This is a genomic window from Exiguobacterium sp. J17977 (genome assembly GCF_018616375.1).
Classification (GTDB): Bacteria; Bacillota; Bacilli; order Exiguobacteriales; family Exiguobacteriaceae; genus Exiguobacterium; species Exiguobacterium mexicanum.
Genome location: NZ_JAEQBB010000001.1, coordinates 350,310 through 362,200, shown reverse-complemented (window position 1 = coordinate 362,200; position 11,891 = coordinate 350,310). Strand labels below are relative to the sequence as shown.

Annotated in this window: 8 protein-coding genes and 1 pseudogene; all 9 read right to left on the bottom strand. The window is 52.5% G+C overall.

The window, feature by feature from the left end; translation table 11 throughout:
- Position 1: 1 nt before the first annotated feature.
- The 9 genes and pseudogenes from KNO58_RS01770 to KNO58_RS01730 all read right to left on the bottom strand — a co-directional run bounded on the left by KNO58_RS01770 (position 2) and on the right by KNO58_RS01730 (position 11,883).
- Positions 2–1,435, bottom strand: a complete 1,434-nt coding sequence (locus KNO58_RS01770; RefSeq protein WP_214751580.1) for an MBOAT family O-acyltransferase — start codon at positions 1,433–1,435, stop codon at positions 2–4.
- A gap of 24 nt (positions 1,436–1,459) precedes the next feature.
- Positions 1,460–1,939: a hypothetical protein gene (locus KNO58_RS01765; protein WP_021066436.1), complete on the bottom strand. Its 480-nt coding sequence runs from the start codon at positions 1,937–1,939 to the stop codon at positions 1,460–1,462.
- A gap of 76 nt (positions 1,940–2,015) precedes the next feature.
- A complete protein-coding gene (wecB, locus tag KNO58_RS01760) occupies positions 2,016–3,122 on the bottom strand; it encodes a non-hydrolyzing UDP-N-acetylglucosamine 2-epimerase (protein ID WP_214751578.1) in 1,107 nt (368 codons plus the stop codon).
- Positions 3,123–3,202: 80 nt separating this feature from the next.
- Positions 3,203–3,976 (bottom strand): annotated as a pseudogene (gene tagH / locus KNO58_RS01755) (teichoic acids export ABC transporter ATP-binding subunit TagH); the annotation flags it as partial.
- A gap of 10 nt (positions 3,977–3,986) precedes the next feature.
- A complete protein-coding gene (locus tag KNO58_RS01750; protein ID WP_214751574.1) occupies positions 3,987–4,784 on the bottom strand; it encodes an ABC transporter permease in 798 nt (265 codons plus the stop codon).
- A gap of 16 nt (positions 4,785–4,800) precedes the next feature.
- Positions 4,801–6,090 (bottom strand): nucleotide sugar dehydrogenase, encoded by a 1,290-nt coding sequence (locus tag KNO58_RS01745; RefSeq protein ID WP_214751570.1) that lies wholly within the window; start codon positions 6,088–6,090, stop codon positions 4,801–4,803.
- A gap of 141 nt (positions 6,091–6,231) precedes the next feature.
- A complete protein-coding gene (locus KNO58_RS01740) occupies positions 6,232–8,406 on the bottom strand; it encodes a glycosyltransferase (RefSeq protein WP_214751567.1) in 2,175 nt (724 codons plus the stop codon).
- Positions 8,403–11,474 (bottom strand): CgeB family protein, encoded by a 3,072-nt coding sequence (locus KNO58_RS01735; RefSeq protein ID WP_214751564.1) that lies wholly within the window; start codon positions 11,472–11,474, stop codon positions 8,403–8,405. The genes KNO58_RS01740 and KNO58_RS01735 overlap by 4 nt, the downstream gene beginning before the upstream one ends.
- Positions 11,475–11,556: 82 nt before the next feature.
- On the bottom strand, positions 11,557–11,883 hold the full coding sequence (locus tag KNO58_RS01730) for a hypothetical protein (protein ID WP_214751561.1): 327 nt from the start codon (positions 11,881–11,883) through the stop codon (positions 11,557–11,559).
- Positions 11,884–11,891: the final 8 nt, after the last annotated feature.

The following is an 11,891-nucleotide window of genomic DNA, read 5'->3' as shown; positions in this document are numbered from 1 at the left end:
TTTAGAAGCGGAAGTAGATGAACGGATTGAACGTGCTCGACACGATATAGGAAATCGACAAGAAGAAGAGCACGAGCACACCGCTCACCCGGACGAGCCCGACGATTCGGCGGGTCGCCGTCGTTTTCGTGTCATCGAGTTCTTGACTCAAGAACTTCCCGACGACGATGCGTGGAATCGGCGTGGCCGCAATGATGGCGACCAAGAGCACGACTCCATATTGGACCAAGTAGTAGAGCGCTTGTTGATCGAACAGCGGTCCGCCGTGAAGGCCGAACATCGTCTGCAAATAAGCAATCGCATACGGGAAATCGTCAGCTCGGAAGAAGACCCAACCGATGATGACGACGAACAACGTGAATGACAGCGACAGCCATGACGGCATCGCCTTCAGCCATTTCCCGAGGAAGGCACGTTCGAGCATGATGAATACTCCATAGTATACACCCCAGGCGATAAACGTCCAGCTAGCCCCGTGCCAGATTCCAGTCAAGAACCAGACGACAGCCAAGTTGCGGTACGTCTTCCATTCGCCTTGGCGATTTCCGCCGAGCGGGATATAGACGTAGTCACGGAACCAGCTACCGAGTGACATATGCCATCTGCGCCAAAACTCCGAAACAGAACGAGAGATATACGGGTAGTTAAAGTTCTCTAAGAAGTGGAACCCGAACATACGCCCTAGCCCGATGGCCATATCTGAATACCCTGAGAAATCGAAGTAAATCTGGAGTGAATAGGCGATAATCCCGATCCAGGCGAGTGTCGTCGACATCTCTCCTGCCGGCATGCCAAAAATCTGGTCGGCGACGTAGCCGGCACTGTTCGCTAAAATCATTTTCTTTCCGAGACCGATGACGAAGCGCTGAATCCCAGACACGAAGTCATCAATCGTCTCGCGGCGGTCGACAATCTCATCGGCGACCGTTTGATAGCGGACGATTGGTCCGGCAATGAGTTGCGGGAAGAACGAGACATACAACGCCAAGTCAAAGATGTTGCGCTGGACTTGCCCATCCTTGCGATACACGTCGATGACGTAACTCATCGCTTGGAACGTGAAGAATGAGATGCCGAGCGGGAGCGGGATTTCCGGGTCGTTCAGCGAGAAGCCGAGCACACTGTTGACGTTCTCGACGAAGAAGCTCGCATATTTGAATACCCCAAGCATCCCAAGGTTCCCGAGCACCATGAGTGTCATCCATAGCTTGATTTTCTTTTCATGATGCCGGTCGCGGTCGACGAGCAGTCCGAAGACGTAGTTCATCGCAATCGACGCGAGCATAATCAACACAAATCGCGGTTCACCCCAGGCGTAGAAAAACAGACTCGCGACGAGCAAAATCGTGTTTTTGATGGGACGCGGCGAGATAAAGTACAAGCCGAGTACAATCGGCAAGAAATAAAATAAAAAGACGGTTGAACTAAATAGCATATCAGTTAGTCCCTTCCTACAAGATTACTCCTCGAACGAGAGATACAAATCATCGAGTCGAATCGTCTGCGGCTCCGTCGTCTCAATCACATATTTGTAAGAGAGTTTGAAGTACTCCGCCCCTTCGACTTGAGGGATTGACTCCTCGATGTGGTTGTCGCCCGGGTTGAGCGTCAATTTGAAGCGTTTATTCGAGACGCGTTCTTTCTTCGTATACTGCATGAAATACATCTCGAGCTTCACAGTCTTGTCACTGAGCACGTGAATATGCGTATCGAGGCCAATCGTCTGGCAAGGGTCCATCTGCGCGTCCGGCAAAAACATTTGCGACGGCGGAATCTCGAATTTCAAATCGAACAGTTGCACGTAAATCGAGTCGGACTCACTCTCCGGCATGAACGTAACCTCTGTCTTATACCCTTCTTCGCGCATCCGTAAGTGATCTTTCTGGTAACCTCGCGGATAATAATGATAAATCGCAGGGCGGATTCTTTTGACTGCCATATCGTTTCCTCCGTTTATAAGAAAAGAGTTGCCGTACGCGTGTACGAGACAACTCTTATTCTTTTACATTAAATTATTAGAAATCGGTTGCCAAAATGGCGTCGACGATGCGACGTGATGCTTCTCCGTCACCGTATGGGTTCGAGGCTTGTGACATCAACTTGTATGCGGCTTCGTCTGAGAGAAGCTCGTCAGCGAGACCGAAGATGACTTCCTCTTCGACACCGGCAAGTTTCAACGTACCTGCGGCCACGCCTTCCGGACGTTCCGTCGTGTCACGAAGGACGAGGACTGGAACACCGAGTGACGGTGCTTCTTCTTGTACGCCGCCCGAGTCCGTGAGGATCAAGTGCGAAATCGATGCATAGTTATGGAAGTCGAAGACGTCGAGCGGTTCGATCAAGTGGACACGGTCGATATCGTGCAAAATCTCGTTGGCGAGTTCGCGCACGACCGGGTTCATGTGGACCGGATAGACGACTTCGATATCGTCATACTTCTCAATCAAACGACGTACGGCGCGGAACATGTTGCGCATCGGCTCGCCGAGGTTTTCGCGGCGGTGGGCTGTGAGCAAGACGAGACGACGTCCCGATTCACGGATCGAATCGAGCAACTCGTTCGAGTAGTCCTCACGGACCGTCGTTTTGAGTGCATCGATTGCCGTGTTGCCGGTGACAAAGATTTTATCTTCCGGCTTGCCTTCACGTAGCAAGTTTTCTTTCGACGTTTCCGTCGGTGCGAAGTGAAGGTCGGCCATGACGCCCGTGAGCTGACGATTCATCTCTTCTGGGAATGGCGAGTACTTGTTGTACGTGCGAAGACCGGCTTCGACGTGCCCAACCGCAGTTTGGTTGTAGAACGCCGCGAGCGAGGCCGCGAATGTCGTCGTCGTGTCACCATGGACGAGGACGATGTCCGGCTTCGTTTCAGCGATGACTTCGCCCATTCCTTTGAGGACACGTGACGTCACGTCATACAACGTTTGCTTGTCTTTCATGATATCCAAATCGTAGTCTGGCTTGATTTCGAACAACTCGAGCACTTGGTCGAGCATTTGACGGTGCTGCGCCGTGACGACGACGATTGGTTCGACCCCTTCACGTTTCTTCAATTCAAGAACGAGTGGTGCCATTTTAATCGCTTCTGGGCGTGTCCCGAAGACAGTCATTACTTTTTTCATCGATTCGCTAACTCCTCTTCTGTGAGCGGCGGCAAGATATACGTCTCGCCGAGCTCTGTAGATTCGACAACGGTTGTCCGGCGTTTCAACTTATCCGCTTTGAACGCGTCTTGCTGATCTTTCGATAAGTTACGGAACCATTTTAAAAACTTATTGTATTCACGAGCGACTTCTTCGACCGGTCCGTACTCACGGACCTCACCGAACTCGAGCCAAAGTCCGAGCGTACAGAACTGTCGGACTTGGGACACAGAGTGGCTGATGAAGAAAATCGTCTTGCCTTGATCCTTGAACTCGTTCATCTTGGCGAGACACTTGTCGGTGAACGTTTGGTCACCGACCGAGAGCGCCTCATCGATGACGAGGATGTCCGGATCGATGTTGATGGAAATCGCAAACCCGAGGCGCGATTTCATCCCACTCGAATACGTCTTGACCGGTTGATGAATGAAGTCACCGATATCGGCGAAATCAATGATTTCTGGTGTCAGCTCGGCAATCTCATGTTTCGTCATCCCGAGCATGAGCCCTTTCAATTCGATATTCTCCATCCCGGACAAGTTCCCGTTCAGGCCAGACGAGATCGCGATGAGCGCCGTCTTGCCTTTCAGTTCGATTTGACCGTGCGTTGGCGGCATGACATCCGCGAGCAGGTTCGACATTGTCGACTTCCCTGACCCGTTGATGCCGATGATGCCGACGACTTCACCCGGCGGCACTTCAAACGTGACGTTCCGGAGTGCGTAGAATTGCTTGCCGTTCGTTTTATTGAGGAAAATCTCCTTCAATTTGTCGGTCGGCTTATTATATAACGTATAACGTTTTGACACGTTCTCAAATTTAACTTGATACATGGTAGCCTCCTCAAATGTAATCGATGAAATAACGGCGGAAGCGCATATGGATCATCGAACCAACAAAGAAGAGGACGAGCACGATCGCCCAATAGTAGAGACCATACGCCCAGTTGTTCGCGAGCCAATCGGTGCCGAGGAACATCGAACGATACCCTTCAATCAAATAATAGAGCGGATTGACTTGAAGGATGTCTGCGAGACGGCCGGTCGGAACCCAAAAAATCGGCGTCAAGTACATGAGCATTCGCATGAGCGATTGCAGTAAGTTTTGTAAGTCGCGCACGATGGTCGTCAGTGCGGATGTGATTAACGCTAGCGAGTAAAGTAAGGCAAGAGCACTGATCGCCAAGTAAATGAACCATAGCGAATGGAGCCCCATCGGATAGCCGAACGCCCACATTAACACGAAGGATACCGCCACTAAAATGGCATGGCGATAAAACAACGATAACAGGACGTAAGCAGGAATCGTTGAGATTGGAAAGCTCATCTTGGAAACTAACCCAATCTTCGAATAGACAGACCGAGCCGTAGAAGTGATTGCCGCGGCAATAAAGAACCAGACGACAATCCCCGCAACGAGCCATGGCAGAAACGGCACGCCATCAATCGGCCTGCCGCTTCGAATACCAAATCCAAATACAAACCAATAGACTGCGATTTGCAGCAATGGCGTGACGAATTCCCATAAAAATCCGAGGTACTGCATTGAATAGTTGCTCTTCGTCTCATACGTCGCGAGACGCATGATCAGATACTTACTCGACTGCAGTTCTGAAAGAATAGCTTTCGCGGATTTAAACATGTGAATTCACCTTGAATCAACGTACGAGATTCGTTTCCTTTGTAAATTTGTACAAGTTGCCGTAGTTGACGACAGCGACATCGTCGCCAGCCGGCTTCACGATGTTGCGCGTATCAAAGATCATCGGACGACGCATCGCTCCGCTGAGTTCAGCGAAATCGAGTGTCTTGAACTCGTTGTGGTCGACGAGGACGAGCACGAGGTCCGCGCCTGCGATCGCTTCTTCTTTCGAGACGAGGTCGAAGCGGCTCGATGTCGACTTCTCGACGTGACCGTCATGAACCGAGATGTTCACGCCGCGGTCGAGCAAGATTTCACAGATGTCGACGGCTGGGCTTTCACGCATGTCGTCGACGTTTCCTTTGTACGTCACGCCGAAGACAGCGACTTTCGCGTCTTCGATGCCCGCGACGAGCTTCTCGACATTGTCGGCCACGTAGGCTGGCATCGAGACGTTCGTCTCACGCGACAAGTTGATGATGTTCGCGAGGTCCGGTGACTTCGCGACGATGAAGTATGGGTCGACCGCGAGGCAGTGACCACCGACGCCAGGACCTGGGCTATGCAAGTTGACGCGCGGGTGTTTGTTTGCCATTTCGATGACGTCGAGGACGTTGATATCGAGGTCGTTACACACTTTGGCGAGTTCGTTCGCGAGGGCGATGTTGACGTCACGGAACGTGTTCTCCATGAGTTTCGACATTTCAGCCGTCTTCGCGTCCGTCTTGACGATTTCGCCTTCGACGAATGTGCCGTAGACGCGTGCGCCAGCTTCCGCACAGGCAGGCGTGATGCCGCCGACGATACGGTTGTTGTGCACGAGCTCATGCAAGATTTGTCCAGGAAGGACACGCTCTGGGCAGTGAACGAGGAAGATGTCTTCGCCGACGACGAATCCAGCCTCTTCGACGAGCGGCTTGACGAAATCGTCCATCGTACGTGGCGCGATCGTCGACTCGACGATGATGACGTTGCCTTTCTCGACGAATGGAAGGACTTTACGAGTCGCGTCCAAGACGTATGTGAGGTCGCACGACTTGTGCTCGTCATCATTGTTTGGTGTCGGGACGGCGATGATGAATGCGTCCGCTTTCTCCGGTGAGAGTGACGCACGGAACTTGCCTTGCGCGACGACGTCTGCGACGACTTCGCCGAGACCTGGCTCTTCAATGTGGATTTCACCACGGTTCAATTTATCTACGACGTTTTGAGAGATGTCTACCCCAACGACGTCGACGCCGTATTTAGCGAAGACTGCCGATGTCGGCAAACCAATATACCCAAGACCTACTGTACATACTTTCATTTGTAGTAACCTCCAAGTGTGTGTGTGCCCTGCGATTTATAGATGCGAGCATGTCCATCATTTTATTTCAGTTTCGACAATAAAACAATACTCATTATACTCTTGAACAAATCAGCCGGGCAATTACATTTTAATGACAAATCAATGTTTTTCCGTTTCGGACAACGCCTCTAGTATAAGCTGTTCCAGCTTTTTAGCAAGTGTTTCGACCGCGAAGTGCTCAAATGCATAGGCTTGAAGCGGTTTTCCCGCTTCGAGAAGACGGTCGGAATCGTCGGCGTACGAACGGATGATGCCGACCGCGTCGGACACATCTTCGAGCAATAAATCGTCAGGATAAATCGTCTCACTCCCCGTCCAGTGACGGATGAGTGGGTATGTGCCTGACGTCATCGCTTCGGCCGGTGCCAAATGGAAGCTCTCGAGATCGCTCATCGAGAGGACGAACCCGATTTTTTGCAGCCATTCGGCGACATCATCGCCGTGTCCGTCGAACTGGACGCTCGACTGGAATTGCGGCTCTTCGAGACGGGCGAGCAATTTATCGTAATACGCTCTTTCATCTTCCCGTTTATTGATCCAATAAATCTCGTTCGGATGATGTCCTTTAATGAAGAGTTTATAACGGCTGTCTTGTTGCAACAGTTGCTCGAGGATGTCGAGCGCCAAATCGAGTCGCTTCAGTTTCGGGTTGACGCCAATCATGCCGAGGTGGAACGTCAAATCTTGTTTCACTTTCGGTTGATTCAAGCGATTTCCGTCGACAGCGTTATAAATCATCGTCATCTTATGGCGTGGGATGCGGAACAGACGGTACATCTCTTCAAGCATATACGGCGAGACGAGAATGATTTTATCGATGTTGTGCAAGTTGTACTGACGTGGGAACGGTGTTTCTTTCTCCTGCCGGTGAATTCGCACAATCAGCTTCTGGTGCGGCAGCTTGTGCTCCGAGTACCAGACGGCGTTGCCGAGTCCCCATTCACAGAAGATGATATCGGCCTGCTCGAGGCACGCTTTACTATGGTTGACGTTGTGAATCTTATGGCCATCCCATTGGTCGATGAGCACGTTGAAGCGCGGGTTCTCCGAGAACTTCTGCATGAACAGTTTCAAGAACTTCAAGTCGTGGCCCGCGAAGACGATCGTCAACTTCTTCATCGCCCACAACTCGTCACGGAGACGCGCATGCGTGTTCGTGAACGTATAGTATTGGGCCATGTCGTATAGACGCTTGGCGGCCTCACGGTAGATGGTGGTGTCCGTGAGCGCGAGACGCGCCTTGTCGATGAACTCTGACTCTGAATTGACGAACAACGGGTAGTCGGCACCAAGGATGAGCTCGTGCATCGGGTTACGGTTAAGCAGCACCGGTTTTCCGAGCGCACCGTACTCGAGCAGCTTCGTCGAAAGTTCGAGCGAAGCGTCGAGCTCCGGATGACGCCAAGACACCCCGACCGCACTCGACTCGATTAACGTCTCGACATCGCGGCGCGGAATCCCTTTCAGCCACGTCACGCCCGGGTCGTGTCCAAGCCGGTGTGTCACGTCTTTGCGGAAGTTCGGGTTATTCGGGTCTTGATTGAACTTGTCGCCGGCGACGTGAAGCTCGGCCGTCGGATGTGCGGCGCGCAGTTTCGCGAACGCCGTCAAAATCTCGCTCGAATACCAGAGCGGGGCGAACTTGCCCGTATAGACGAGGCGGTCGTTCGGTTTCGTGAACGACGGCGTCGCTTCTTTCACGTTCGGAATCATCGGGTTCAAGATGAGGAACGGTCGCTCCGTTGGGAGGAACGTCTCAAAATAATCCTTCATCGCCGACGTCTGACAGAGCATGCGGGCCGAGCGTGAGGCGATTTGCTTCAAGCGGGCCAGCTCCTCGTCCGATGCTTGCGTATGGTCGTGGGTGAAGTCGGTGATGTACGTCCACGTCTTCGCCATCGTGTCCTCATACGCCGACAAGTTGTAGGCGAGCTGGAAGCCGCGGATGAAGGCCAAGTCGTACGAACCGCTCATCATGAGCTCATGGATGAGCTGGGCCGCTTCAGACGGCTCGAGTACTTTCTTCTCATAGTACGGTTCGTCTTTCTTCGGTGACGTCTCGCCGAATACGTCGAGGAAGCGGACGTTCGGCAACTCACGAATCGACGCCGTCACTTCCGGTTTGACAATCGAGCGTTTCAATAAGACGTCGACGTGAATCGACGGGTCTTGTTTCAACATATGGACGACGGACGTCAGCCAGATGGCCGACCCGTCAATCAAGTTCAAGTTCACGTCCCCATAGACGAGGACGCGAAGCGGTGCTTTCGTCATAACGTTACCTCCTGGGCCATCTCGTCGGAGAGATTGGCTCCGCCTTTGACGTATTGATACGGATCGATGCTGAAGATCCGCTCGCCGGACTGGGCCAACTCTTGAAGCGATGCATCGTTCGTCAGCACGTCGAGTGCCTCTTGAATGCTGTAGAAGCGGAGCGCCGCCGGTTTGACGAGCGAACGCGTCGGCACGGCGTCGAACACGTAGCGATAACTTGCATCCACATCTTGTTTCTCGAGCGTCCCATCAAACGTATAATGGTCCCCTTTCGTCAAGATGTTGGAATCGGCATAACGTGCCGCCAAGATATAGTCGGACACGTACGACGGGCCGTAATAGTCGTCCCGATTCACGAACGCCATCCATTCGAAACCGTCCAAAATCTCAGACAAAGCGTTATATTGCGTCAAATAACTGAGCATGAACGTCGAGATTGTCTCGGTGTTGTACTCGTTATAGACGTCGATATAGCCATCGAACTTGTCGAGGAACACGACGAGGTGTGTATGCGTGTAGTCTTGCGCTTGATAAATCGACACGACCCGCTCCATCTCTTCTTTCGAGCGGACGATGGCAACCATGGCCACGCGCGCGTGGTCGACACGGTACGGGATGCCGATTGCACCGACGACTTGGGCGAGACGTTGCGTATACGTATGGTACGTCAACACGTGACGCATCCCGCGCATAGCGACATCCTCATAGAACGCGTCATCGGTCAATAGCTTCTTGAACGTCTCATCGAGCATGGCGTCACCCTCATCAAGGAAGACATAATCGCCAAGCATCTGTTTAACACCGATCGAGCGCGTGCTAACGACCGGCGTCGCACAAGCGAGCCCCTCGAACACGCGACGCGAGAACATCGTCGGTGAGTCGTTGACCGAGTTGACGTTCAGCATGACTTTGAAGCCTTTATACGCTTTTGCGATTTGATTATATTTCAGGCTGCCGCGAATTGAATCACGGAACTGTTCCGGGAATTGGAGCTGATCCGTCTCACCGCGTTGGTTCATCTCATAGTTGCGGTCGTAAATGACAAGGCCGTAACGGTCCGCCGCGGCGAACAAACGGTCCATGTCTTGACGACGCGACTCGTGACGGTTCGCATAATACGAGCCCGCGAACGAGGCGTACGGTTCACGCGTCCCCGGCAAGCGAATCGGGTTGTGTTCTTTCGGTTGTGCGGCGAACGGAAGTGCGCCGACACGGTCGTGCCCGCAGTCGCGGATATAATCCTCGACCCGGTTCTCGTCGGTCGTATAGACGTAGTCGAACCGTTTCGCCGTCTCGATGAAGCGGTCGTAGTGAATCGGGTCTTCCTTGTTCCAGAACACGGTCGGGATATTGTTGTGACGGCACCATTCGAGTAGGCCGTCGAGCTCTTCCCACGTGTTCGTGCCGTATTTGACGACCTTCTTCTCCCACGCCCCGGCGTTTCCTTTCCATGCCGACTCGACCATCAAGAAGTCCGGTTGTTCATCGGAGAGGACGGCCGGCCAGTTGTCCGGCGTGAACGTGATCAAGTCACATTCCGGACGGTACGAAGCCGTCGTGAACTCATCGAAGATGGCCGCGACTTTCAATTCGTGCAGCTCACGCGGCACGGCACGGAACAGACGGGCCTCGCGCACATCGAGCCATTCCGGGCTCCGTGTGCGGTCGCTGATAATCTCTTCGGTGACACGGATTCGGTCGATGACCGCTTCCCCGTCGCCGTCGACACGAAGCGCGAAGCGGAGACGACGCGCCTCTTTCTCGAACTCAAAAACCTTCTCCGATCCGAGTTGGACTTGCTGCATGTTCAAACGGCCTTCCGTCGAATACGTGATGATGTAGAGGACGACGTTCGTCCCCTCTCCCATCTCGCCGTCGAGCGTGACACGGTAACGGCTGTTCGATTTGACGTCGAACAAGAAGTCGACCGGCAACAGTTTGAAGCTGTTGTTCGTCTCAGCGTAGGAGATATAGCGACGATTGCCTTCACCGGTTTTTAATTTAAGGACAAGTTGTTCGTTCTTATGCTTCAGTTTGATCGTGTCCGGTGTCGGTACCGTCCACATCGATGGTTTTAAGGAGAGAATCTCCTCACGACGCACGCTCTTCTCACGGACCATGCCGAGTTTCAACCCTTGCAGTTCACCATGTCCAGAGAAGCGGACGAAGTAACGGACCGTCGTATGGCTCGGTGTCAGACGGATGATTCCACTTAGTCCGAGCGGGACCTCAATCATTTGATCTTGTCCATCGGCCGTATACGTGACGACGAACAACGAGGCGTTCGCGGCACCCGTCACCGTGCCTTTTAAATAGAAACGATAGACGTCATCGTCCATGTCTCCTAGCGGGAAGTCGATGGCACGTTGCGTGTTCACGTGTGGCAAGGCTGACTCGCCGACACCGAAGTGGGCGTATTGGCTGCCGACGCCGTGAAGGACGAGCTTGTCCTCTTCGAAATCGACGACACGATTGATGGCCGAGATGAGTTCAAGCTGTTTCGGCGTCAAGTCGATGCGATAATCGAAATCACTGTCTTGCATATGGTACGCCATGCCTTCGACGTCCCAGAGTGAGACACCGTTGACATTCAACTCGATGACACTGTAAGAGCCTTTCCCTTCCGTTTCGACAGCAAAGCGAACTCGCGTCTCGCTCGCGAGCAAGGCAATGTCACTCGGTGCTTGATTGTAAACGAACACGTCACGCGAGTGCTTATTCCGTTGATAGAGCGAGACTTTCACGACAGGAACGACGTCCCCTGTTGCCTTCGCCCGAAACTGAACGTGCAGTTGACGCGTGGATTTTGAAAACATTTGCTTGAGGTCGAGCGCCTCTTCTTTTCCATCCGCCCGGTACGCTAAAGCTACCGCTTCCGGACGGGAGACGATCACGTCTGCCCCTTCTAAATGCACCGCGTTCGAATCGGTATACCAATTCGGGACGATTGGTCCCCCCTTACGGGAAATCACTCGATTGCGCGTCTTATTAATGATGCGTTTCCCGACGCGACGTGAACGCTGTAAACCTAGATGCGCCGCCCGACGTGCTTTCGTTTGCCAACCCATATGTCTTTCCTCCAAACTACGGGGATGCTCCCCTTAATTTCACTAATAAGGAAGCGACATATCACATGTCGCTCCCAGGTGGTCATTTTGAATTGACGATTTTGCCGATTCGGCTACGGACGGCTCGTACTTTCAGAAGTACTTTACCGGCTTTTGATTGCGTCAACCCTTGATATTTACGCTGGACTTGCTTATATTTCCGAGTCATCTGCTGATAACGTTTATCTGCCTTCTCGGCTTCTTTTGAAATCCATTCCACTGTATAGAGGAGTTCGGCATACCGATGCAATAGACGTTGATATTGTTGACCTCTGATGCGGTATTCACGTTGAAGTCGCTTATTCTCCTCGATTTGTTCAGCAAGCTGTATCTCGAGAAGGTTCTTTTCTTGTTTCAATTGTTCACTCATGTTGTCAC

What these genes read in the sequence shown, in the direction of transcription:
- wecB (WP_214751578.1), bottom strand. Translation starts at nt 3,122, where the DNA reads ATGAAAAAAGTAATGACTGTCTTCGGGACACGCCCAGAAGCGATTAAA.
- KNO58_RS01740 (WP_214751567.1), bottom strand. Translation starts at nt 8,406, where the DNA reads ATGACGAAAGCACCGCTTCGCGTCCTCGTCTATGGGGACGTGAACTTG.
- KNO58_RS01750 (WP_214751574.1), bottom strand. Translation starts at nt 4,784, where the DNA reads ATGTTTAAATCCGCGAAAGCTATTCTTTCAGAACTGCAGTCGAGTAAG.
- KNO58_RS01735 (WP_214751564.1), bottom strand. Translation starts at nt 11,474, where the DNA reads ATGGGTTGGCAAACGAAAGCACGTCGGGCGGCGCATCTAGGTTTACAG.
- KNO58_RS01745 (WP_214751570.1), bottom strand. Translation starts at nt 6,090, where the DNA reads ATGAAAGTATGTACAGTAGGTCTTGGGTATATTGGTTTGCCGACATCG.
- KNO58_RS01730 (WP_214751561.1), bottom strand. Translation starts at nt 11,883, where the DNA reads ATGAGTGAACAATTGAAACAAGAAAAGAACCTTCTCGAGATACAGCTT.
- KNO58_RS01770 (WP_214751580.1), bottom strand. Translation starts at nt 1,435, where the DNA reads ATGCTATTTAGTTCAACCGTCTTTTTATTTTATTTCTTGCCGATTGTA.
- KNO58_RS01765 (WP_021066436.1), bottom strand. Translation starts at nt 1,939, where the DNA reads ATGGCAGTCAAAAGAATCCGCCCTGCGATTTATCATTATTATCCGCGA.